Annotated in this window: 18 protein-coding genes; 10 read left to right on the top strand and 8 right to left on the bottom strand. The window is 66.6% G+C overall.

Annotation, left to right across the window (positions count from 1 at the left end):
- Nucleotides 1-78: 78 nt before the first annotated feature.
- The 3 genes from ACFEMD_RS17560 to ACFEMD_RS17550 all read left to right on the top strand — a co-directional run bounded on the left by ACFEMD_RS17560 (nt 79) and on the right by ACFEMD_RS17550 (nt 4,874).
- Nucleotides 79-699 carry an RAD55 family ATPase gene (locus tag ACFEMD_RS17560; RefSeq protein ID WP_394742564.1) on the top strand — a complete coding sequence of 207 codons (621 nt, stop codon included), beginning with the start codon at nt 79-81 and terminating at the stop codon, nt 697-699.
- Nucleotides 700-887: 188 nt separating this feature from the next.
- Nucleotides 888-1,988: an extracellular solute-binding protein gene (locus ACFEMD_RS17555; protein ID WP_394742563.1), complete on the top strand. Its 1,101-nt coding sequence runs from the start codon at nt 888-890 to the stop codon at nt 1,986-1,988.
- Nucleotides 1,989-2,003: 15 nt separating this feature from the next.
- Nucleotides 2,004-4,874 carry an ATP-binding cassette domain-containing protein gene (locus ACFEMD_RS17550; protein WP_394742562.1) on the top strand — a complete coding sequence of 957 codons (2,871 nt, stop codon included), beginning with the start codon at nt 2,004-2,006 and terminating at the stop codon, nt 4,872-4,874.
- A 640-nt stretch (nt 4,875-5,514) separates the two neighbouring features.
- Here ACFEMD_RS17550 and ACFEMD_RS17545 read toward each other — a convergent pair.
- Together ACFEMD_RS17545 and ACFEMD_RS17540 are read right to left on the bottom strand one after the other, a co-directional pair.
- Complete coding sequence (locus ACFEMD_RS17545) at nt 5,515-6,909, bottom strand: protein adenylyltransferase SelO (protein WP_394742560.1); 1,395 nt, start codon at nt 6,907-6,909, stop codon at nt 5,515-5,517.
- A 311-nt stretch (nt 6,910-7,220) separates the two neighbouring features.
- Entirely contained in the window at nt 7,221-8,189 is a 969-nt protein-coding gene (locus ACFEMD_RS17540; RefSeq protein ID WP_394742558.1) for an FKBP-type peptidyl-prolyl cis-trans isomerase, read from the bottom strand.
- Between the two features lie 88 nt (nt 8,190-8,277).
- On the opposite strand from ACFEMD_RS17540, the gene cyaB reads away from it, so the two are divergent.
- The 6 genes from cyaB to ACFEMD_RS17510 all read left to right on the top strand — a co-directional run bounded on the left by cyaB (nt 8,278) and on the right by ACFEMD_RS17510 (nt 14,494).
- Nucleotides 8,278-8,823 carry a class IV adenylate cyclase gene (gene cyaB / locus ACFEMD_RS17535; protein ID WP_394742556.1) on the top strand — a complete coding sequence of 182 codons (546 nt, stop codon included), beginning with the start codon at nt 8,278-8,280 and terminating at the stop codon, nt 8,821-8,823.
- A 153-nt stretch (nt 8,824-8,976) separates the two neighbouring features.
- On the top strand, nt 8,977-10,182 hold the full coding sequence (locus tag ACFEMD_RS17530; RefSeq protein ID WP_394742554.1) for a methionine adenosyltransferase: 1,206 nt from the start codon (nt 8,977-8,979) through the stop codon (nt 10,180-10,182).
- A gap of 113 nt (nt 10,183-10,295) precedes the next feature.
- Complete coding sequence (locus ACFEMD_RS17525) at nt 10,296-11,600, top strand: MFS transporter (RefSeq protein ID WP_394742553.1); 1,305 nt, start codon at nt 10,296-10,298, stop codon at nt 11,598-11,600.
- Between the two features lie 58 nt (nt 11,601-11,658).
- A complete protein-coding gene (locus ACFEMD_RS17520; RefSeq protein ID WP_394742552.1) occupies nt 11,659-12,549 on the top strand; it encodes a dihydrodipicolinate synthase family protein in 891 nt (296 codons plus the stop codon).
- Nucleotides 12,550-12,598: 49 nt separating this feature from the next.
- Entirely contained in the window at nt 12,599-13,777 is a 1,179-nt protein-coding gene (locus ACFEMD_RS17515) for a tRNA sulfurtransferase (protein WP_394742550.1), read from the top strand.
- Nucleotides 13,778-13,975: 198 nt separating this feature from the next.
- On the top strand, nt 13,976-14,494 hold the full coding sequence (locus ACFEMD_RS17510) for a DUF5804 family protein (RefSeq protein ID WP_394742549.1): 519 nt from the start codon (nt 13,976-13,978) through the stop codon (nt 14,492-14,494).
- 27 nt (nt 14,495-14,521) lie between these two features.
- Here the strand turns inward: ACFEMD_RS17510 and ACFEMD_RS17505 are convergent, their stop codons facing one another.
- The 3 genes from ACFEMD_RS17505 to ACFEMD_RS17495 form a co-directional block, all read right to left on the bottom strand.
- The gene (locus tag ACFEMD_RS17505) at nt 14,522-15,199 is read right to left on the bottom strand and encodes a hypothetical protein (RefSeq protein WP_394742548.1); all 678 of its coding nucleotides are present in this window, start codon (nt 15,197-15,199) and stop codon (nt 14,522-14,524) included.
- 66 nt (nt 15,200-15,265) lie between these two features.
- A complete protein-coding gene (locus tag ACFEMD_RS17500; protein WP_394742547.1) occupies nt 15,266-16,243 on the bottom strand; it encodes a PLP-dependent cysteine synthase family protein in 978 nt (325 codons plus the stop codon).
- A gap of 91 nt (nt 16,244-16,334) precedes the next feature.
- A complete protein-coding gene (locus ACFEMD_RS17495; RefSeq protein WP_394742545.1) occupies nt 16,335-17,393 on the bottom strand; it encodes a Leu/Phe/Val dehydrogenase in 1,059 nt (352 codons plus the stop codon).
- A gap of 90 nt (nt 17,394-17,483) precedes the next feature.
- Between ACFEMD_RS17495 and ACFEMD_RS17490 the strand changes: the two genes are divergently transcribed.
- Nucleotides 17,484-17,870: a TlpA family protein disulfide reductase gene (locus ACFEMD_RS17490; RefSeq protein WP_394742544.1), complete on the top strand. Its 387-nt coding sequence runs from the start codon at nt 17,484-17,486 to the stop codon at nt 17,868-17,870.
- Nucleotides 17,871-17,874: 4 nt separating this feature from the next.
- Here the strand turns inward: ACFEMD_RS17490 and ACFEMD_RS17485 are convergent, their stop codons facing one another.
- The 3 genes from ACFEMD_RS17485 to acnA form a co-directional block, all read right to left on the bottom strand.
- Nucleotides 17,875-20,040 (bottom strand): thioredoxin domain-containing protein, encoded by a 2,166-nt coding sequence (locus ACFEMD_RS17485; RefSeq protein ID WP_394742543.1) that lies wholly within the window; start codon nt 20,038-20,040, stop codon nt 17,875-17,877.
- A gap of 112 nt (nt 20,041-20,152) precedes the next feature.
- Nucleotides 20,153-20,881: an alanyl-tRNA editing protein gene (locus tag ACFEMD_RS17480; protein WP_394742542.1), complete on the bottom strand. Its 729-nt coding sequence runs from the start codon at nt 20,879-20,881 to the stop codon at nt 20,153-20,155.
- Between the two features lie 118 nt (nt 20,882-20,999).
- On the bottom strand, nt 21,000-23,762 hold the full coding sequence (gene acnA, locus ACFEMD_RS17475) for an aconitate hydratase AcnA (protein WP_394742540.1): 2,763 nt from the start codon (nt 23,760-23,762) through the stop codon (nt 21,000-21,002).
- Between the last annotated feature and the right edge of the window lie 37 nt (nt 23,763-23,799).

The following is a 23,799-nucleotide window of genomic DNA, read 5'->3' as shown; positions in this document are numbered from 1 at the left end:
GAATCTCCCTGTTCGCCGAGGGTGGGTTCGTCGACGGATAAAGAGTTATGCCGTGGCTGTGACAACGTCGCCGATCGTATGGCCGATCGGCTTCGGACCGGGATCGACGCGCTGGATCGCAGACTCGAGGGCGGCCTTCCGAGGGGAGCGCTCGTCGCCTACACCGCCGAGCCGGCCAGCCAGTCCGAACGCCTGCTGTACGAACTGACGGCCGCGTGCGAGACGCGGTATCTCTCCACCGAACGGTCGGTTCGGGCCGTCCGATCGTCGCTCGAGGTCGCCCCCGCGGCGGTCGCCGAGACCCGGGTCGAGCGGCTCTCGGCCGAACGACTCGAGGACGCCTCACGGATCGTCGCCGACCTGGACGAGGAGCGGCTCCTGATCGTCGACACGGCCGATCGCCTCGAGCGATCCGATCCGGACGACTACGTCGCCTTTTTGAACGAGCTGAAGGGGGCGCTGCTCGAGGCCGACGGGGTCGCCGTCCTCCACTGTCTGCGCGGCGCGAAACCCCGAAACCGGACCCGAACCCTCCACGCCGCCGACGCGGTCTTCGAGCTTCGTACCGATCGCGCGGGGGGCCGCCTCGAGACCACTCTCGCGATACCGAAGTTTCGCTACGACGGCCAGCCCGCCGAGGCGATCACGCTCGAACTGACCGACGGAGTCGCGATCGACACCAGCCGAGACATCGCCTGACTGCCCGCCGACGCACCCGCTTTGCACTCTCCAGCCAGGGTTCGCGCTCCTCCTCAGGGAGGAGCAGTCGGGTCGAGACGGACGCGGGATCCGTCGGTTCGGAAAACGGTCACGCGTGTACGGTTGTTCAACGAACGAACGTACCTGAAAACGTGGATTTATGGCCCCCCTCGTACAGGCACGGTAACATGGATCGAAGGGTGGTGACTCGACGCACCACACTCGCGGCGATCGGGGGAACTGCAATCGGACTGACAGCCGGCTGTCTCGGCGGAACCGACGACGAGGACGTCCTCGGAGATCCGGAGTACGTGGAGGGGCGTTCGGACCCCGGCGGGGTATCGATGGAGGACCTACCCGACCTGAGCGGCGAGCTGACGGTGTACTCCGGCCGGAGCGAGCCCCGGATCGGCGAACTGATGGAGCACATCGAGTCGGAGTACGACGAGTTCTCACTCGAGGTGCGCTACGACGACACCGCCGACCTCGTCGGTGCGATCGAGGCCGAGGCCGAGACGCCGGCGGACGTCTTCTACGGGAGCGAGAGCCAGTCGATGACCGACCTGAGAGACGACGGCTACACGGTCGAACTCGCCGACGATGTTCTCGATCGCGTCGACGAGGGGTCCCGGGATCCCGACGGCCACTGGATCGGGTTCACGAGACGGTATCGGGCGATTGCGTACAACACAGAGGCGTACGACGCCGACGACCTCCCGGACGACATCTTCGCCTACGCCGAGGACGACCGGTTCGCCGGTGACATCATGTGGCCCCCAGATCAGGGATCGACCCAGGCGTTCCTGACGGCGATGATCGTCATCCACGGCGAGGACGAGACCCGGGAGTGGGTCGAGACGCTGACCGAGGACCAAGACGCCGAGATCTCCCCGGGCGGGGACAGCGGGCTGGCGCAGGCGGTCACCGACGGCGAGGTTAGCGTCGGGCTGACAAACCACTACACGCTTGCCGACAGCCCCGGCGACGCCTACGACATCACGTTCACGAGCGGCGACGCCGGGGCGATGTACAACGTCACCGGCGGAGCCGTCATGGCCGACAGCGACGACCAGTCGACCGCGGAGGCGTTCGTCGAACACCTCGTCTCGGCGGAGGCCCAGGAGTACTTCGCGACGACGACCTGGGAGTACCCGACGGTCGACGGCGTCGAACCGATCGAGGAGGTGCCAGGAACCGACGAGTTCGAACCCCCGGAGTTCGACCTCAACGAGCTGGCCGACCCCGAACCGGCCCAGGAGATCCTGCGGGACGTGGGCGTGCCGTTCTGAGCACCGTCGCCTCCCATGTCCTCGCTTTCCCCCTTCGAGACCGTCGACGACTACCCGGACGAAGAGCACCGGCGACGCGAGGACGGCCCCGACGAGGACGACGACGAGCGGATGCCGGTCGGGCTCACGCTCCTGGCCGGCGCGGTCGCCGCGACGGTCGTGATCCCGGTGGTCTGGATCGGCGTCGTCGCGCTCAGCGTCGACCTCGATCGGGCCGCCTCCATCGTCCTCCGGCGGGGAATGCTCGACGTGTTGCTCAACACGGTCGTCCTGATCGTCGCGGTGACGACGCTGTCGGTGCTGATCGCGGTGCCGCTTGCCTTCCTCACCGTCCTGACCGACCTGCCGTTCAAGCGGTTCTGGATCGTCGCGCTCTCCCTGCCGCTCGTGGTTCCCAGCTTCGTCTCCGCGTTCTCGTTCGTCTCCGTCTGGGGTCCTCAGGGCCGGTTACAGTCAGCGCTCGCGCCCTTCGGCGTCGAATCCCTTCCCGAAATATACGGGATGCCGGGGACCGTGTTCGTCCTCACGCTGTACAACTACCCGTTCGTCTACCTCACGACGATCGCGGGGCTCCGGGCGCTGGACAAGACCTACGTCGACGCCGCCCGGAGCCTCGAAACCGGAATCCGTGGCGTGTTCGTCCGGATCGTCCTCCCGATGGTGAAACCGGCTATCGCGGCCGGCGCATTGCTCACCGCCCTCGAGACCGCCGGCGACTTCGGCGTTCCGGCGATCCTCCGGCTCAGCGTGTTCACCCGACAGATCTACCTCGAGTACAACGCGCTCGCCCACGACTACGCGGCGATGCTTTCCCTACATCTCGTGGCCATTACGCTCGTGATCCTCCTCGTTGAGTCCCAGGTCCGCAGCCACGAGCGGATCCACGGCAGCGCCCGCGGGAACTCGGGCCCGTACACGATCCGGCTCGGCCGCTGGCGCTGGCCCGCGCTGATCGTCCCCGCCGTGATCGTCGCGCTCGCGATTCTCGTTCCGGTCGGGTTTCTGTTCTCCTGGCTGGTCACCGGGCCCGACGCCTACGCCGGCAGCTTCGGGTTCGAGCCCGGGTACGCGATCAACTCCGTCTACGTCTCCGCGCTGGCCGCGGCCGTCGCCGCCTGCCTCGCGCTCCCGGTGGCGTACCTCGCCGCGCGACACCCCGCCCCGCTCTCGGGAACCCTCGAGCGGGCGACCTACGTCGGCTTCGCCGTTCCCGGGGTCGTCATCGGGCTCAGCCTCGTCTACTTCGCCACCCGCTACCTCCCCTCGGTTTACCAGACGGTGCCGCTCGTGGTCTTCGCCTACGTCGTGCTCTACCTGCCGCTGGCCGTCGGCTCGACCCGGGCGGCGATCCTCTACGTCAACCCGCAGTTCGTCGAGGCCGCCCGATCGCTCGGGAACACGCCGTTCCAGGCGTTTCGCCGGATCACGCTCCCGCTCGTGTTTCCGGGGGTGGTCGCCGGCGCGGCGCTGGTCTTCCTGCACGGGATGAAGGAGCTGCCCGCGACGCTGTTGCTTCGCCCGATCGGGTTCGACACGCTCGCGACGTTCATCTGGGCCGCGGAGCGAAACGCCTACTACGGCTACGCCGCCGTGCCGGCGCTGGTGCTCGTGTTCATCTCCGGGCTCTCGATCCTCGGGGTGGTCTCCCGGGAGTATCCCGACGCGCTGGCGGCCCTTCGCAAGTGGCGCCAGAATCGCGGCGACGCCGCGGACGTCGGAGAAGAGCCGTTCCCCGGTCCGGACGGGACGGGTGACCGGGCGGTGATGGACGGCGGGACGACCGTCGACGCCGCGAGAACCGGCTCGAGGGCGGGCAGTACGGACGACGAGGACTCCGGGGAACGGGAGGTCGTCCTCGAGCTCGAGGACGTCCGGAAGCGCTACGACGGCCGTCCCGCGGTCGACGGGATCTCGCTGTCGGTGCGCCGCGGCGAGATCCTCACCCTCCTCGGGCCTTCGGGCTGCGGGAAGACGACGACACTGCGACTGATCGACGGACTCGAGCGCCCCGGCGGCGGGACGATCCGGATCGACGGGGAGACGGTCGCGAACGAAGAGACCTACCGCCCCGCCGAGGAGCGCGACGTCGGCATCGTCTTCCAGGAGTTCGCGCTCTTTCCCCACAAGACCGTCGCCGAGAACGTCGCCTTCGGGCTCGAGGACGACGACGGGGAGCGGGCGAACGCGGTCGCGGAACTGCTCGAGCTGGTCGGCCTCTCGGCGTACCGCGACAGCTACCCCGACGAGCTCTCGGGCGGGCAGAAACAGCGGGTCGCGCTGGCCCGGTCGCTCGCGCCCCGCCCCGAGGTGTTGTTGCTCGACGAGCCGCTCTCGAACCTCGACGCCGGGCTCCGAGCCCGGATGCGAAACAGCGTCCAGCGGATCTTAGAGGAGGTCGACGTCACCGCCGTCTGGGTCACGCACAACCAGGAGGAGGCGCTCTCGGTCGGCGACCGGACGGCCGTGATGAACGCCGGCAGGATCGAACAGCTCGCGTCGCCGCGGGCGCTGTACATGGAGCCCGACTCGCGGATGGTCGCCGACTTCCTCGGTCGGGGTGACTACCTCCCCGGTCGCCTCGAGGGAGGAGTCGTCGAGACGCCCCTCGGGGCGTTCGAGCCCGACCGCGTCTCCCTCCCCGAGACCGAACGGGCGATCGAGGTCCTCGTCCGTCCCGACGACGTCGCGATAGCGCCGTCGTCGACCGGCGACGGACGGATCGTCGGCCGCCAGTTCAACGGGGAGACGGTCCGCTACCGGATCGAACTCGAGGGCGGCGAGCGCGTCTCGAGTCGCCAGTCCCACGACGACTGGTACGACGTGGGAACGTCGGTCGACGTCTCGGTGACGGCGACCCACGCGCTGCCGGCGTTTCCCAGGGCGTAGCCACAGTATCGGACGACCCGATCGGAGAACTGGGGATACTCTCAGTAGTTGGTAATACGTTTCCTTATTTAGTTTGGCCTGTGAACTGAACGGCGAATCGTTACGTAAATGCCGCCTCTTCTATCAACTAATAGGGGTTTTGAGGAAGTCGTGCTGAATACAGCGCGCGTATGGAACGGAGAAGCATACGCCGAGCGAAGCGAGGCGTTTCACCGACTGCGAGCCCCGTGGGCGAGCCGTCGGCCTTTTCTCATCGAAGCTTTTTGCCGGGGGTTGAGGCTGACGCCTTCGGCGTCAGCCGATGTCCTCGGTAAAAAAGTTCGCAGGATTCAGCACGCAGTTTCTGACAGAATCTGAGTAGAACGTTCAGCCTTTGCTGAATACAGAGCGCGTGTCATGTATTTGCGAATGCTGCTCTCTCAATCGACAATGCCTAGCAGTTCGCCGACAGCGACCACCGCTCGCCGACGATAGCGTCCCAGCCTGAGCAATAGAGAATACTCCAACCCGAGCGGAAACTCATACTCCTCGCGGAGCTACGGATCGGCCAACCTTACTGACAGTTTGCGATGGTATCGAGGAGATGGAACCGCTTGCGACAGCTAAAATCGATGACTATGTTCTGTTTGGTGATATCCGATCAAGTATTACAGTACGTTGTATACTCTGCATCGAATTCTCGTGGCGGTGGTTGCTGGAATTGTGAACACATATCCTTCGATCTGTAGGGGTTTTCCAATACGGTCAATAACCCCTCGAACTTGGATAGATCCCCAGTTTCGAGATACTCATCCAGTGCCTCTTCAACTAGGTAGTTGCGGGGGATATACCGTGGGTTGGCTTCCTGCATCAACTCCTCATCTAGGCCGACAGCAGCCAATTTCTTCCTAAGCTGTTCGAATTCTGCAGTTGCAAACACTGGGTCATCAAACGTACCGGGCGTCTCTAATTCGAGGAACGTATTGGTATAGTCTGCGTTCGATTTGCGAAGCCATTCCAGGAACTCATCGACGAGTTCTTCCTCATCATCCGAGCTGATCCCCAGTTTCTTCCGCATCATCGTGTAGTATTGCGCATCAAATCGATCCTCGAATTCGGTTAGTTTGGCTTCGAGTTCGTCATACGTGAGCGCTGATTGTGTACACAGCGGTTGGAGTGCCTCTGCGAACCGTTCAAGATTCCACCGCAAGATGGGGCGCTGGTTTCCGAACGCATACCGCCCGTGCTTATCGATCGAACTGAAGACCGTCTCCTCATCATAGTAATTCATGAACGCACAGGGTCCGTAATCAAACGTTTCTCCGTCGATACTCATGTTGTCCGTATTCATGACGCCGTGGATGAATCCGACACGCAGCCAGTCGACAACCATCTCGATCGACGACTGCATGACTGCATCGAAGAACTCCAGGTATGTGCGATCCTTTGCAGTTAGCTGCGGGTAATGCCTGTCGATAACATAGTCGGTGAATCGCTGTAGTTCGTCGGATGTTTGGCCTGCAACGTACTGGAAGGTCCCGTATCGAATGTGGCTGTTCATCACTCGGACGAGGATGGCTCCAGGTTCTGTCCGTCGTCGGTCGACTGCTTCGTCAGTTTCGACGACCGACAGGGCTCTCGATGTGTTGATGTTTAGATTCTGCATCGCATACGAGTACAGATACTCTCTGAGCATCGAGCTGACAGTTGCCTTGCCATCGCCCCGTCTGGAGTACGGCGTTCGACCAGAGCCTTTCAGTTGAATATCGTATCTATTCCCATCGTGTACGTGTTCGCCGAGTATCATCGCTCTCCCATCGCCCAGGACGGTAAAACTTCCATACTGGTGGCCCGCATATGCCTGGGCGATCGGTTCTTCCAGGAGGTCCTGGCCTGCTAGAATTTCAGCATTGAGCTCCGCGGTATCCAATCCAAGATCAGCACATAGTCCGTCATTAAGAAGCAGAATTTCGGGATCAGCGATACTTTTGGGCGTTACCCTCGAATAAAGGCTTGAGTCTACATTTTTGTAAGTGGTATCAAATGAAAAGGGCATTTAGTTTCATGCGGGATTATCTCGCTTGCGTTATTAATGTTATCTTTGAAAATGCTAAGAGTCGATCGGTTAGAGAGGGTCAAAGGGGCGTGTGCTACATACACGCTCTCTATTCAGCAGGCCCCTCTTGATAGCTATGGGAGAACCCGATTGCTGCTCCGTTGCCTGTTCGACTTGTACGGAACGCGAGTCTCATACCCCACTCTGAATAACGAAATCGTGCTTACTGGTATAGACGGCTCGAGCCGTCCGAAGGGAACGAACAGCGATGTGTCTGGAGGGGGTTTACGAAAACTGCAAAAACGGAACCGTTACTCCTCGGCGCCTTCGAGCTCCTCGACGATCTCGTCGGCGTCGACGTCGGCCTCCTCGAGGGCCTCCTCGATGTCGGCTTCGCCGCCTGCGCCGCCGCCCATACCGCCCATCATGCCGGGCATGCCCATGCCGCCCATGCCGTCGATGACCTCCTGGACGATGACGCGGTCGACGCCCAGCTTGTCGATGACGTCCTGGCCGATCTGCTGTTTGCCCATCATCCACTGCTGGTTCATCGTCATCTGGGGCGTGGCCTCGAGGTAGAGCGTCTCCTTCTCGACGACCTCCGTCTCGAACTCGGGCTCGGCGTCCTCGTCTTCCTCGTCCTCGTCGGACTCGACGGGGACCTCCTCCTCGACCTCGTCGGTCTCGATCCAGAGATCGGGCTCCATCCCGAGGTACATCTCGAACAGGCCGGCGGCCTGCTGTTCGATGTCGTCGACCTCCTCGACGACCTCGTACTCGTACTCGACGTCCTCACCCGCGAGCGGGTGGTTGAAGTCGACGCGGGCGCGGCCGCCGACGATCGTGCTGATGTAGCCCTGCTTGCCGTCGATCTGGACGTTCGCGCCGGGGTAGCGGTCGTCCTCGTCGATCTTCTCGGCGCTGACGGTCTGGACGTCGTCCGGATCGTACTCGCCGAAGGCCTCCGCGGCCTCGATCGTGACGGTGCCGGAGTCGCCGACCTCGCCGCCGATGATCGCGTCCTCGACCTCGTCGAAGATGTGGCCCTCGCCGAGGACGAGCGTTCGCGGCTCGAACTCCTCGGCCTGGTCGGCGACGCCCTCCTCCTCGGCGACCTCGGGGTCGGTCGTGTCGACCAGCTGGTCGTCCTCGGTGGTGTAGGCGGTGTAGGCGAGCGTTACGAAGTCGCCGGCCTGAAGCCCCTCGGCTTCGTTGGCGTCTTCGTTCTCGTCGACGTCATCGGCCTGCGCTTCGGCTTCGGCTTCCTCTTCCTCGGTCATACGTTGTACGTCCGCCCGTCCACATTTAAGTACGACGTTTTCTCCCGAGAGCAACTGTTACTTAGGACCCGTCCACCTTTTCCGACGTATGTACGAGGTTGAGGTCAAAGTGCCCGCCGATCTCGAGGCCGTCCGCGCTCGGCTGGACGAACTCGAGGCGACGCCGACGGGCGCCGTCGTCCAGGCGGACACCTACTACGACGCGCCCCATCGTTCGTTTCCCGAGACCGACGAGGCGCTTCGGATCCGCTCGGAGCGCCCCGAGGACGACCCCGACGAGACCCGCCTCACCTACAAGGGACCCCTCGTCGACGACGCCTCGAAGAGTCGCGAGGAGGTCGAAACCGCCGTTGGCGACGGGGAGAAGGTCGACGCCGTCCTGACGAAGCTCGGCTTCGAGCCCGCCGCGACGGTCCGCAAAGAGCGCGACCGATTCGAACTCGAGGGGTACGCGATCACCCTCGACTCGGTCGACGGCGTCGGCGAGTACGTCGAGGTCGAGACGGAAGTCGACGATGAAGCCGACCTCGAGGACGCCCGCGAGGGCGCCTTCGGCGTCCTCGAGCGACTCGGACTCGATCCCGACGATCAGCTTCGGACGTCGTACCTGGAGCTGTTGCTCGAGTCCGGATAGGCGACTCGCCGAACGTCACGCGGAAGGGACAACCCGTCGCAACCACCAAGATTGGTCATCGATGTACCGTATCCGACAGTATTACCCCTCAGCATTTTCTGGTCGGAATCTGTTTCCGCAAGTTATAGAACCACGCTCGGTCAACTCCCAGTAATGAGTCAGCGGAATATCCGGGTCGAGCCGATCGACCGCCAGGCAGTAGAGGATCAGGAGGTCGAAATCGTCGAGCGAAAGGGGATCGGTCACCCCGACTCGATCTGTGACGGCGTCGCCGAGAGCGTCGCCGGGGCGCTCGCCCGCGAGTACATCGACCGCGTCGGCGAAGTGCTCCACTTCAACACCGACGAAACCCAGCTGGTCGCCGGCGAGGCCGCGCCCGCCTTCGGCGGCGGCGAGGTCGTCGATCCCATCTACCTGCTGATCGTCGGCCGCGCGACCAAGCGCTACGAGGGGCAGGCGATCCCCGCCGAGACGATCGCGCTGCGGGCCGCCCGCGAGTATCTCGAGGAGACGATCCCGCAGCTCACCTACGGCGAGGACATCGTCGTCGACGTCAAGCTCGGCGAGGGCAGCGGCGACCTTCAGGAGGTCTTCGGCGAGGACGAAGTGAGCGTCCCGATGGCCAACGACACCAGCTTCGGCGTCGGCCACGCGCCACTGACCGAAACCGAGCAGATCGTCCTCGAGGCCGAGCGCCGGCTCAACGGCGAGTACGCGAGCACCCACCCCGAACTCGGCCCCGACGTGAAGATTATGGGCAAACGGGAGGGCGATCGGATCGACGTCACCGTCGCCGCGGCGATGGTCGACGAGTACGTTGCCGACATCGACGAGTACGCCGACGCGGTCGAGTCGGTCCGCGAATTCGTCGGCGAGGTCGCGGACGACCACACCGACCGGGAGGTCGACGTTCACGTCAACACCGCCGACGACTACGAGGAGGGGTCGATCTACCTCACCGTGACTGGGACCTCCGCCGAGCAGGGCGACGACGGCTCCGTGGGCCGGGGCAACCGCGCGAACGGCCTCATCACCCCCAACCGGTCGATGTCGATGGAAGCGACCAGCGGGAAAAACCCCGTCAACCACATCGGGAAGATCTACAACCTGCTCTCGACGTCGATCGCCGAGTCGGTCGTCGACGACGTCGACGGGATCCGCGACCTGCGCGTTCGGCTGCTCTCCCAGATCGGTCGCCCGATCGACCAGCCACACGTCGCCGACGTCCACGTCGTCACCGACGAGGGCGTCGCCCTCGAGGACGTCGAGGAAGACGTCGAGACGATCGTCGACGCCGAACTCGGCGACGTCACCGAGATCACCCGCCAGGTGATCGACGGCGAGCTGACCACGTTCTAGCGCTGTTTCGCGTTCGGCCGTCGTTTTCGGCCACCCGGTACCGGCACGATCTCCGTCGTTCGGAATAATCAAGATCGGGTCCGGCCTATCGAGTTACGAATCGAAACACTGGCATGTCCGAAGCGTCCTCCGACTCGAGCGAACCGCTCGACGTCTCCCCCCGGTCGGTCGTCCTCGCCGTCGTCGCGAGCACCTTCTTCGTCGGGTTCGGCGGCGGCGTCATCTTCCCGATCCTGCCGAATCTCGGGGAAGTGCTGGGGATCTCGGCGTTCATGGTCGGGGCGATCCTCGCGGCCAACCGCTGGACCAGACTGGTCGCGAACGCGCCCGCGGGCGTGCTCGTCGATCGGATCGGCACCCGGAAACCGTTCATCGCGGGGCTGGCGATCGAGGGCGTCGCGACGTTCGGCTACGTCGTCGCCCTGCTGGCGGCCCACCCGTCGCTGTGGTTCCTCCCGGACGTCCCCGAGGCCTGGTTCATGGTCGCCCGGGTCCTGTGGGGCGTCGGCAGCGCGCTCGTGTTCGCGACGGCGTACACGATCACGGCCGACGTCAGCGACTCCGGCTCCCGGGGAACGAGCATGGGGATCGTCCGCGCGGGGATCACCTTCGGCTTTCCCGCGGGACTCGTGCTGGGCGGCGTCGTCAGCGAGACCTACGGCAACGCCGAGGCGTTCGTCCTCGCGGCCGCCTTCGCCGGGCTGGCGAGTATCATCGCTTACTTCGTCGTCCCCGAGACCCACGTCGAGGAGCGCGACTCCTCGGTCAAACCGTGGGACCTCGAGCTGACCGTCCCCGCGCTCACCGTCGGGCTGGTCAACTTCGGGCTGTACTTCGCGTACGTCGGCGTCCTGTTCTCGACGCTGGTGATCTACCTGCAGATCGAGGCGCTGACGATCTCGACGACGGTCCTCGGCTACGACCTCGAGTACGGCGCGCAGGGAACGTCCGGGATGCTGATGGCGGTTTCGGTGCTGGCCGGTGCGGTGTTTACGATCGTCGGGGGCGCGCTGAGCGACTCCGTCGGCACACGGGTTCCGATCCTCGTCCTCTTTCTGGTTACGGCCTGCGTCGGCTTCGCGGTTCTGACGGTGGCGCCCTCGCTACCCGCCGTCGTGCTCGCCTGTGCGCTGATCGGTGCCGGTCAGGGCGGCGTCGGCGGCCCGCTGACCGCCTTGCTGGCGGATCTCACCGAGGAGGATCGGATGGGACGGGCGATGGGGACGAACAACGTTCTCGGCGACGTCGGCGGCGGACTCGGGCCGATGATCGCGGTGCCGTTCGCCGAGACGATCGGGTTCGAGGTGATGTACGCGGTGAGCACCGTCGTTCCGCTGCTGGCCGGCGTCGTCCTCGTCGCCGGCGTCTACAGCCATACCGGGAGCCTGAGCCCGACCGTCGAGGAGTCGGCGGCCTGATCGTCCGGGGTATCGCCGCGAGGGCAACGATTTTCACGCGAGCGATACTGCCCCCACCATGGACCTTCACGACGCACTCAGCGGGATCGGCTGTCCGACCATCACGCCGTTCGACGACGGCGAGATCGACGAAGCCGCGCTCGTCGACCTGCTCGCACACCTCCGCGAGGGCGGGGTCGATAGCGTCTTCGCCTGTGGCACCTCCGGGGAGTTTCCGAGTCTCACTCCCGAGGAACGCCGCCGCGTGATCGAACTGACCGTCGACCACGCCGACGGCCCGGTGATCGCCTGCTCGGGCGCGACGAGCGTCGGCGAGGCCGTCGACCACGTCGACAACGCCGCGGACGCCGGCGCGGACGCGGCCGCGCTGGTCCCGCCCTATTTCACCCCGGCGAACGCTCCCAGCGGAAACGAGCGATTCTTCGAGCGGATCGCCGAGGAGACGACCCTGCCGATCGTCCTCTACAACATCCCCCAGTACACGGGCCAGCGAATCGAACCCGAGACGGTCGCGGCTCTCGCCGAACGGGACGAGTTCGTCGGAATCAAGGACTCGAGCGGCGATCTGACCTACTTCCAGTCGCTCGTCCGAGAGACTCCCGAGGCGTTCCGCTGTCTGATGGGGTACGACTCGCTGCTCGTCCCGTCGATTCGGCTGGGCGGGGACGGCGGAATCAACGCGCTGTCGAACGTCGTTCCGCGGACGTTCCGCGAGGCGGTCGACGCGGCCGAAACCGAGCGCGGACAGGATCTCCAGGCCGAGGCCATCGCCCCGCTGTTCGAGACCTGCGGCGCCTACGGCTTCGCCCAGGCGACGAAGACGGGGCTGGTCCACCGCGACGTGATCCCCTCGGACGAGGTCCGCCCGCCACTGGTCTCGACCGACGACGCCGCGGCCGACGAGATCCGGACGGTGCTCGAGGAGAGCCTCGCGGTCGCCGAGCGCTAACGCCCCCGGCTCGTAATCCCCTTATACTCGCACCCGGCTACGATTCGGTATGCACCCGCCGGGAGCCGACACCGTCCTCGTCCGCCACGGGGACATCAACACCAAGAGCAACACCGTCAGGCGGTACATGGAGGGACTCCTCGCTGAGAATCTCGAGGCGATCCTCGACGACCGGTCGGTTCCCGGGGAGGTCGAGCACCGGTGGAGCCGACTCCTGATCCACACGACCGAGGAGGCAGTCGAAGACGCGACGGCCGCAGCGGCCGACACGTTCGGGGTCGTCTCCGCCAGCCCGTGTCTCACGGTCGGCACCGAGCAGGCGGCGATCCTCGAGGCCCTCGAGGAGATCGCACGCGCCCGCTACGACGGCGGCAGCTTCGCCGTCGACGCGCGACGAGCCGACAAGGAGTTGCCCTACGACAGCGAGGACCTCGCCCGAGAGGGTGGATCGACCGTCTGGGATAGCGTCGCCGACGAGTTCGAGCCCGAAGTGGACCTCGACGACCCCGATCTGACCTTCGGCGTCGAGGTTCGCCGGGAGGGAGCCTTCCTCTCCCTCGAGAAGCGGTCCGGCCCGGGCGGGCTTCCGCTCGGCGCCCAGGAACCGGTCATCGCGATGATCAGCGGCGGGATCGATTCGCCCGTCGCGGCCTACGAGATGATGAAACGCGGAAGCCCGATCGTCCCGGTGTACGTCGATCTAGGGCCGTTCGGCGGAATCGACCACGAAGCCCGGGCGATGGAGACCGTCCGCGTCCTCTCGCGGTACGCCCCGAACTTCGACACGCAGGTGTACAAGATTCCCGGCGGGGAGACGATCTCCGTCCTCGTCGAAGAGATGGAGGAAGGACGGATGCTCTCGATGCGACGGTTCTTCTACCGGGCCGCGGAGGTGCTGGCCGAACGCGTCGACGCCCACGGGATCGTCACCGGGGAGGCCGCCGGCCAGAAGTCGAGCCAGACGGTCCAGAACCTCGGCGTCACGAGCCGCGCGACCCGCCTGCCGATCCACCGGCCGCTCCTGACTCGAGACAAGAACGAAATCGTCGCCCAGGCTCGCGAGATCGGAACCTTCGTCGAGTCGACGATCGACGCCGGCTGCAACCGCGTCGCGCCCGACAGGGCCGAGACGAACGCTCGGCTGAAACCCCTGCTCGCGGCCGAGCCGGACGACCTCTTCGAGCGAGCCGAGGCGGCCGCACGGGGCGCTGAACTGGTCGAACCCTGACGCGTCGATCCTCCGCAACCCACGCCGCTATAGCTTTCCGTCCCTTCCGCTCCGGGTGGGACTGAAAGGGGCGTCCCGGCTCGAGTTCGAGGACTCGAGCCGGGACGGGGCTTTCGATAGTCCCCACCGTTCGGCAGTTCAGACCGCCACGACGAGGAGACGAAACGCCCATTACCCAGACATACCCACCACCGAACAGTGACTCGCGTCTGTCTCGTCGGCGATCCCGAGGTGAACCTCCAGTACGAACTGCTCTCGAGGGAGACCTCCCGCGAGGCGCTCGCGACCTACGACCTCGAGCGGCCCTTCGAGAACGCTCTCGCCGTTCGAACCGTCAGCGTCGGCGCGGCGGTCTCGCTGCTGAACGATCTCGACTGGTATCTCACCCGGTTCGTCGACGAGGCGATCGTCCAGGAGCCCTCGGTCAGCGAGACGGAGTGGCTCTCGCGGTCGCTGGCGACCGAGCTTCGAAACGGCGCCCTTGAGGCCGGCGACACCGGGAAGTTCTGCAAGATCTACGGGCTCGAGCGCCCGGAGGAACCAGACGGGGATCAGGACGACGAGACGGCAGACGGTCCCGAGAGCGCCCCGGCAAGACCGCGGCTCGTCGAGCCGCTGTACGTTCGTCGCACCGACGGCGAACTCCCCGAGTACGACCTTCGGGACGTCACGGACACACTGGTCGTCCGACTGACCGAAGCGGAGCACTCGCCGTAGCCGACGGTCTCGGTTCCCGATCGCTCCTCACTCGTCGGCACCGAGGTCGAACTCGTGGGCGTCTCCGGAACGGTCGACGATCGTCGCGGATCCCTCACCGACCGGATCGCTGCCGTCGGAGATCCGGACCAGCCGACCCACCGTCACCTCCTGTTGTGCGCAGCTGTCGGCGTCGTCACCGTCGTCGGCGACCGCCTCGAGTCGGATCGCTCCCGCTTCGAGTGCCGCCGACTCGAGACCGAGTTCGTAACAGAGGTTCGGCCCGCGGGCCTCGAGCGCGACGAGCGAGGCCTCGTCGAACGCGGTCTCCTCGAGAAACGTCTCGGCTTCCTCGTCGACGTCCCGTTCCGCGAGCCACGCGTCGGCGTCCTCCCGGTCGGCCAACAGCGTCGCGGCCGGCTCCGAGCGCGGCTCGGTGGTGGTAAACGCCGCGTCCTCGATCGACGGACTTCCGTCCTCGTCCCCGTCCCCTCCCCCGTCGTCGTCGGTTTCCTCGCCGTCGTCCGCCCCGGTATCTTCGTTCTCGTCGTCGTCCGCACCGTCCTCGCTCTCCCGGTCGTCGTCGGTCGACGTCTCGCCGTCTGTGGTTCCGTCGTCGTTCGTTCCGTCGTCAGCGTCCGACGGGTCGTCGCCGATGCAGCCGGCGAGGAGGGCGATTCCACCAGCCGTCCCGGTCAACAGCTCGCGTCTGGAGCGACGTTTCATACATCCGACTGATGGGGCGTGAGATAAAGAGCGTTCGCCAAGGTGAAAGAGCGACTGTAGCGACCGCTAGTCGAAGAGGCCGGTCGAGAGGTAGCGCTCGCCGCTGTCCCAGAAGACGGTGACGACCAGCGGACAGTCCTCGAGGGTCCCGCCGTCGGTCTCGGGGGCCGTCTGGGGCTGTCGGTCGAAGACGTCCGGAACCTCGGGACAGCCGGCCTCGGGTTCGGCGATCTCCGCGGCGATCAGGTTCGCGACGAGGCTCGTCGCGCCGCTGGACTGGCCGACGAGGATCCCCTCCTCGCGGGCCAGCCGGCGACACTCGTCCTCGGCGTCCTCGAGGCGAACCGTCTCGACGCGGTCGATCAGGTCGACGTCGAGGTTGTCGCTGACGAAGCCCGGCCCCATCCCCTGGAAGTCGTCGTTACCGGGTTTGCCCGTCGAGAGGACGGCGTTCTCGGCCGGCTCGACGGCGACGACATCCATCTCGGGGAACTCCTCGCGGAGTCGTCGCCCCGTCCCGGAGAGGGTGCCGCCGGTGCCGACGCCGGCGACGAAGGCGTCGACCTCGCGGTCGCCGACCTGGTCGAGGATCTCCTCGCCGGTCGTCCGGTAGTGGGCCTGCGGGTTGGCGGGGTTCTCGAACTGGCCGAGCTGGACCGCTCCCTGGGCCTCGAGCTCGTCGGCGCGCTCGCGGGCTTCCGTCATCTCGCCCTCGACGAGCTCGAGCTCGGCGCCGTAGGCGGCCATGATCCGCCGTCGCTCCTCGGATTTCGAGGCCGGCATCACGATCGTCAGATCGTAGCCGCGAGCGGCCGCGACCAGCGCGAGGCCGATCCCGGTGTTGCCGCTGGTAGGCTCGACGAGCCAGTCGCCGGGCTCGATCAGTCCCTCCTGCTCGGCCGTTCGAATCATCTCGAGGGCCGGCCGATCCTTGGCCGACCCTCCGGGGTTGAAGGATTCGACCTTGGCGGCGACGGTCGCTCCCTCCGGCGAGTCGACCTGGACGAGCGGCGAGCCGATCGTGTCCAGGATGCTTCCCTTCATTGCGAGCGCGTAGGAAGCCAAGACGTAAACCCGTACTGGCCCTCGCAGGACGTGCCGGTGTCGGCGGCCGGGAGCGAGCGGGCTCGACGGACTACGGCTGTGGCACCGACTGCGACTCGCCGTCCGCGCCCGCGATCCGCTCCTTGGCGTAAGTCTCGGCCGCCTCGAGGACGGTCGTTCCCTCCTCGTCGGCGCGTTCGATCATCCCGCGCAGCCGTCCCTCGATCGCCTCGGCCTCCGCGTAGGCCTCCTCGTAGCTGCCGCCGAAGTGGTCCTTGGCGACGGTGATCAGGCCGCCGGCGTTGATCACGTAGTCGGGCGCGTACAAGATGCCGCGCTCGCGAAGCGCCTCCGCGTGGCGGCGTTCGGCCAGCACGTTGTTCGCGGCGCCCGCGACGATGTCACACTCCAGCGTGGGGATCGTCTCGTCGTTCAAGATACCGCCGATCGCACACGGCGCGAAGACGTCACAGGACTGGTCGTACACCGCGTCGGGTTCGACGGTGTCGGCGCCGTGCTCGGCCGCGAACGCCTCGAGGGCTTCCCGGTTTACGTCCGAGACCGTCACCGCGGCCCCGGCCTCGAGCAGCTCCTCGGCCAGCGATCGCCCGACCTTGCCGAGTCCCTGGACGACGACCTCGAGGCCCTCCAGATCGTCGTCGCCGTAGACGTGGTCGACGCAGGCCCGAATTCCGCAGAACACGCCGTGTGCAGTCACGCCCGACGGATTCTCTAGCCCGTCGCTCGCGCCGACGACGTGGTCGGTCCGGCGGGCGACGACGTCCATCTCCGCGGCGCTCGAGTTGATGTCGACCGACGTGATGTACCGTCCGCCCAGACGGTCGACCGCGCGGCCGTAGGCCTCGAGGGTCGCCTCGGTTTTGACCTCGTCTGGGTCGCCGAGGACGACCGCTTTCCCGCCCCCCAGCGGGAGGTCGGCCGCGGCCGCCTTGTACGTCATCGCCTGAGAGAGTCGCAGGACGTCCTCGAGGGCCGCCTCCTCGGAGTCGTAGTCGAGGATCCGCGTGCCGCCCAGCGAGGGCCCGAGCGTCGTGTCGTGGATCGCGACGATCGCTCGCAGCCCCGTCTCCGGATCCGTGAAGTACGATACCTGCTCGTGGCCGGCGTCGCCGATCGCGTCGAATACCATACTTAATATCTCTTTCGCTTCCCGTAAAAATGTCATCGGTCCGCTCGCCGAAGCGCGGCGGTTAAGCCCCCGGAGACGGAACTCGAGGGTATGAGCCTCGAGACCATGCGACCGAACCCGACGTGGGACGCCGCCTCCTACGATGACGCCGTCGACACCCTCGCGGCCCACCGTGACGAGGTGACCTACCGGGTCTGGGCCGGCGACTGGTGTAAGGACTGCCGAGCGCTGCTTCCCGACTTCGCCGCGGCGCTCGAGGCAGCCGAGGTCCCCGAGGAGCGAATCGAGGAGATCAGCCTCGACGAAAACAAGGAGGGACCGAAGGTCGACGCCTACGACGTCGAGTACATTCCGACGATCGTCGTCGAGGACGACGACGGCGCGGAGCTCACCCGGTTCGTCGAGGAGGAGCGCGTCCCGCCGGCCGTCTGGATCGCGGGCCAGCTCGAGCAGGAACTCGAGACCGAAACGGTCTGAGCCGTTAGAACGGCACGTCGTCGCCCAGCTCTCCGTCGGCCTCCGACGCCGCGAGCCAGTCGAGGGCCTCGTCGGCGTCGTGGGTCGGCGGCGAGCAGGTTCGATTTCTGCAGACGTACAGCGTCGGCTCGCCGTCGCGAGCCTCGCGGCCGGCCCAGATCGGGGGTGCGTCCTCGAGTCCCAGCGCCGCGAGCCACTCCTCGAGCCCCTCGGCCGTCGGCGGTCGGAGCGCGAACTGTCGATCGGGCAGGTACCGCGAGCCGAACGCCTCGCGCCACTCGTCGGGCAGTTCGTCGGCCGCGACCGTGATCTCGAGGGGTCCCGCTTCGAGGCGATCGGCCGCCAGACACAGCGTCACGTGCTGGAGGGCGTTCGACTCGAGGCGGCCCGCGTGGGTTCGCAGGACCGACGCCGCGATCCCCTCGAACTCGTCGTCCTCGTCGGCAAAGTCCTCGAGCGCGAGCAGGGTCTCGACCGCGACCCCCGCGGCGGCGGGCGTCGACTGGTCGGTCAGCTCCTGGGGCCGGGTGACGAGCGACTCGCCGCTCTCGGGCGTGAAGTACAGCGTCTCGCGCTCGGCGTCGTAGAACTCGGCCTCGATGCCGCGAGCTAGCTCGAGCGCGAAGGCGAGGTGGTCGACCTCGCCGGTGGCCTCGTAGCAGCCGAGCGCCCCGCGGGCGAGGAAGGCGTAGTCCTCGAGGTAGCCATCGACCGCTACGTCTCCATCTTTGAATCGCCGCGAGAGCCGACCCTCCTCGGCGTTCCAGAGCCGGTCGCGAACGAACTCGAGGGCGTCTGTCGCCATCTCGGCGTAGGCGTCCTCGCCCAGTGCGAGGGCGGCCTCGGCGCAGGTCGAGATCATCAGGCCGTTCCACCCCGCGAGCACCTTCTCGTCCCTGTTGGGTCGCGGACGCTCCTCGCGAGCTTCGAACAGTTGTTTGCGTGCGCTCTCGAGACGCTCCTGGACCTCGCGCTCCTCGAGATCGAACCGGTCGGCGAGTTCGGGAATCGAGGCCGCGAGGTTGGGCTGGTTCCGTCCCTCGAAGTTGCCCGACTCCGTGACGTCGTACCGGGCACAGAAGAGGTCGGCGTCGGTTTCGTCCCCGAGGACGGTCCGGACCTCCGCGGGCGTCCAGACGAAGAAGGCGCCCTCCTCGCGCTCGCCGGTTTCGGGATCCTCGCTCTGGGCGTCCAGCGTCGAGAAGAAGCCGCCCTCGTCGTGGGTCAGCTCCCGGGAGACGAACTCGAGGGTCTCCCGGACGGAGTCGGCGTAGCGCTCGTCGCCCGTGAGCCGGTAGCCCGCGAGCAGCGCTCGGGGGATCTCGGCGTTGTCGTACAGCATCTTCTCGAAGTGGGGGACCGTCCAGTCGGCGTCGACGCAGTACCGGTGAAAGCCGCCGCCGACGTGGTCGTACAGTCCCCCCTCGATCATGGCGGTGAGCGAGCCCTCGAGGACCTCGCGATACTCGTCGCGTCCGGTGCGGTCGTACGCCCGGGCGAGGACTCGCAGTCGGGCGGGCTGGGGGAACTTCGGCCCGCCGGAGCCGAAGCCGCCGTTCTGGCGGTCCGCGCCCCGGAGGGCGGCGTCGGCCGCCCGTTCGAGCACGTCGCTGGATGGCGGCTCCGCGGCGCCGATCGAGTCGGGCGTCTCCTCGAGCTGATCGCGGGCGGCCTCGGTCCACTGGTCGGCCCGGTTCTCGATCTCCTCACGGTCGGTCTCCCAGGAGTCCGCCAGCCCCTCGATGAGGTCGAGAAAGCCCGGCTGGCCCCGCTTCGAGCGCTTCGGGAAGTACGTGCCGACGTAGAACGGCTTCCCCTCGGGCGTGAGCCAGGCCGACAGCGGCCAGCCGCCGCCGCCGCTGACCAGCTGGCAGACGGTCATGTAGATGCTGTCGACGTCGGGTCGCTCCTCGCGGTCGACCTTGATGGGGACGAAGCGTTCGTTGAGCAGGTCGGCGACCTCCTCGTCGGCGAAGCTCTCCTCCTCCATGACGTGACACCAGTGACACGCCGAGTAGCCGATCGAGAGGAAGATCGGTTTGTCCTGTTCGCGCGCGGTCTCGAGGGCCTGCTCGTCCCAGGGCTGCCAGTTGACGGGGTTGTCCGCGTGCTGGCGCAGGTAGGGACTCTCCTCCTCGTCGAGCCGATTGCGCTCGGTCGGGGTGGTCATGGGATGACCTACGATCGGACGCCGGAAAAGCCCGACGTACCCGCGAACGCGATCATGGCGTGACGACGCGCTCGAGCCCGCGCTCCTCGCGGCCGGGACGCGGCGCCGCCGTTCAGGTCGGATCCTCGAGTTCGAACTCGATCCGTTCGACGTCCTCGCCCTTCGAGACGTGGTCGGTGACGCGTATCCGCCCGATCTCGCCGAGTCGGGAGACGTGGGTGCCGCCGCAGGGACACAGATCGAACGCCTCGATCTCGACCACGCGGAGCGGGTCGACGGAGTCGGGGATCAGATCCAACAGTGCGCGACCCTCGTCGACCGCGTCCTCGACGGCTGGCCGCGGACGGTTCTCCTTGGTAACTGGGAGGTCGCGCTCGATCGCCTCGTTCGACCGCCGTTCGATGCGTGCGAGATCCGCGTCGTCGAACGACGCGGGCTCGAAGTCGATCCGCGATCGATCCGGGTAGACCTGGTTGCCGGCGGTGCCCGCCCCGTACTCGTCGAGGACGACGCGAGAGACGACGTGTTGGGCGGTGTGCATCCGGCTCAGTTTGCGGCGACGCTCCTCGTCGATCCGACCCTCGACCGTCGTCCCCTCGGTCGGGAGTTCCCCCGCTCGGAGCTCGACGTCGTGGCGCACGTCGCCGTGGTCCTTCCGGACGTCGACCACGTCCGCGCGGCCGCCGTCCCACTCGAGGACGCCGCGGTCGGCGGGCTGGCCGCCGCCCTCGGGATAAAAGTAGGTCCCGTCGAGGAAGACGCCGTCCTCGCTCGTCTCCGTGATCGTCGCGGTGAACGCGGTCACGCCGTCCGCGTCGGGGAGGTATCGCAGGTCGGTCATCGATCGACGTTGCGTGCGGAGCCCCAAAGACGCTGACGCTCGCTCTTCGGCGGGCGTCCCTCTCCCTCGCGCTCGTCGGGTTCGGGCGAGCCGCTAAAAGAATCGGTGTCGGTCGGGATCAGTTCGTCTCTTCTCGCAGCAGCCGCCGCAGCACGAGGTGGAGGACGCCGCCGTTCTCGACGTACTCGACCGCCATCGGCGTGTCGACCTGTGCGGTCACCGCGAACTCCGTCGTCTCGCCGTCGTCGTCGGTGGCGGTGACGGTCAGTTCGGCGTTGGGCTCGAGGCCGTCCTCGAGTCCCTCGATCGCGTAGTGCTCGTCGCCCTCGAGGCCGAGCTCTTCCCAGCCCTCGCCCTCGTCGAACTGCAAGGGCAGGACGCCCATGCCGATGAGGTTGTCGCGGTAGATCCGCTCGTAGCTCTTGCCGATCGTCGCGCGGACCCCGAGCAGGTCCGTGCCTTTCGCAGCCCAGTCACGACTCGAGCCGGTGCCGAGCTCCTCGCCGGCCATGACGATCAGCGGGGTGTCCGCCTCGCGGTAGCGCTCGGAGGCCTCGAAGACGGTGGTCTCCTCCCCGGTCGGGTGGTGAACGGTGTAGCCGCCCTCTTTCCCGTCGAGCAGCTCGTTCTCGATGCGGACGTTCGCGAACGTCCCCCGCATCATGACCTCGTGGTTCCCGCGGCGGGAGCCGTAGGTGTTGAACTCGTGGACCGGCACGCCGCGCTCGCTGAGCCACTGGCCGGCCGGCAGCTCCTCGCCGAACAGTCCCGCGGGGCTGATGTGGTCGGTCGTGACCGTGTCGCCGAGGGTGAGCAGCGCGCGGGCGTCGGAGACGTTGTCGACGCCCGGTTTCTCGAGCGGGAAGTCCTGGAAGAACGGCGGCTCGCGGATGTAGGTCGACTCGTCGTCCCAGTCGTAGACGTCGCCCTCGGGGGCGTTCAGGGCCTCCCAGCGCTCGTCGCCCTCGTAGACGCTGGCGTACTTCTCCGCGAACATCTCGGGGGAGACGGCGTCGTGGATCGTCTCGCGGATCTCTTCGGCGTCCGGCCAGACGTCCTCGAGGAACACCTCCTCGCCGTCGTCGTTCGTGCCGAGCGGCTCGGTCTCGAGGTCGACGTCCATCTTGCCGGCGAGCCCGTAGGCGACGACCAGCGGCGGGCTGGCGAGGTAGTTGGCCCTGATCTTCGGGTGAATTCGGGCCTCGAAGTTCCGATTTCCGGAGAGGACGCTCGTCGTCCAGAGGTCGTGCTCGTCGATGGCGTCCTCGATCGGCTTCGGGAGCGGCCCGGAGTTGCCGATACAGGTCGTACAGCCGTAGCCGACGACGTGGTAGCCCAGCTCCTCTAAGTCGTCGAGCAGGTCCGCCCGCTCGAGGTACTCCGTGACGACGCGGCTGCCGGGCGCGAGGCTCGTCTTGACGTAGTCGGGCACCGCGAGCCCCTGCTCGGCCGCGTTGCGGGCCAGCAGGCCGGCGGCGACCATCACCGACGGGTTCGAGGTGTTCGTACAGGACGTGATCGCGCTGACGAGGACGTCGCCGTGGCCGATCTCGACCTCACGGCCGTCCTCGAGTTCGACGGGCACCTTCTCGTCGAGCGCGAGCCCCGGGCCGGCGTCAGTCGCCTCCGCCGTGGCCGTACCGCTGCCGTCACTAATGGCGGGCTCGCCGCCCGCACCCAGGACGCCCTCCTCCCGGAGCAGGTTCGGGAAGTGCTCGTCGAGGTCTCCCATCGGGATGCGCTGGTGGGGCTTCTTGTGGCCCGCGAGGCTCGGCTCGACGTCGCCGAGGTCGAAGTCGACGGTCTCGGTGTACTCGGGCTCCTGCTCGCCGAACAGGCCCTGGGCCTCGAGGTACTCGCGGACGAGCTCGACGTGATCGGGATCCCGGCCCGTGAGCTCGAGGTACTCGAGGGTCTTCTCGTCGACGGGGAACATACTGATCGTCGACCCCTGTTCGGGGGCCATGTTCGAGATGGTCGCCCGGTCGGCGACCGAAAGTTCGGCGACGCCGGGGCCGTAGAACTCGACGAACTTGTCGACGACGCCGACCTCGCGCAGTTTCTCGGTGATGTGGAGCACGAGGTCCGTCGCCGTTGCCCCCTCGGGGAGTTCGCCCTCGAGGCGGACGCCGACGACCTCCGGCAGGCTCATGTTGATCGGCTGGCCAAGCAAGGCGGCCTCGGCCTCGATGCCGCCGACCCCCCAGCCGACGACGCCGATGCCGCCGATCATGGGGGTGTGGCTGTCGGTGCCGACGAGCGTGTCGGGGACGAGCCACTGCTCCCCGTCTTCCTCGCGCTCGTGGACGACGCGGCCGAGGTGTTCGAGGTTGACCTGGTGGACGATCCCCGTTCCCGGCGGGACGACGTTGAACTTGTCGAACGCCTGCTGGGCCCACTTGATCGCGCGGTAGCGCTCCTCGTTGCGCTCGTACTCGATCTCGACGTTCTTCTCGTAGGCATCGGCGCTGCCGAAGTGGTCGACCTGGACGCTGTGGTCGATCACGAGGTCGCAGGGGACCTCGGGTTCGACGACCGTCGGGTCGACGCCCTTGCGGTCCGCAGCCGAGCGCAGCGCCGCGAGGTCCACTACTGCAGGAACACCGGTCAGGTCCTGCAGGACGACCCGCGACACCGTAAACGGCACCTCGGCGTCCGGCACGTCCGGTTCCCAGGATGCCGCGGCGCGGATCGAGTCGGCGTCGATCTGGCCGCCGTCGGCGTTTCGCAGCACGGACTCGAGCAGGATCCGGATGCTCACCGGCAGCTTCTCGAGGTCGCAGAGTCCCTCCTCCTCCAGCACCGTGAGGTCCGCCATCTTGTACGTCTCGCCGTCGTGTTCGAACTCCCGGATCGCCTCCGAAAACTCATCAACTACCATACTCGAGCTGCGAACCCGTGGTATTTGAATCCCTCGA

Origin of the sequence: Natronococcus roseus (assembly GCF_043677095.1) — an archaeon.
In the GTDB taxonomy this organism is placed as follows: Archaea; Halobacteriota; Halobacteria; order Halobacteriales; family Natrialbaceae; genus Natronococcus; species Natronococcus roseus.
Note: the sequence above shows the minus strand (reverse complement) of the source record. Positions and strands in the feature narration are given on the sequence as shown.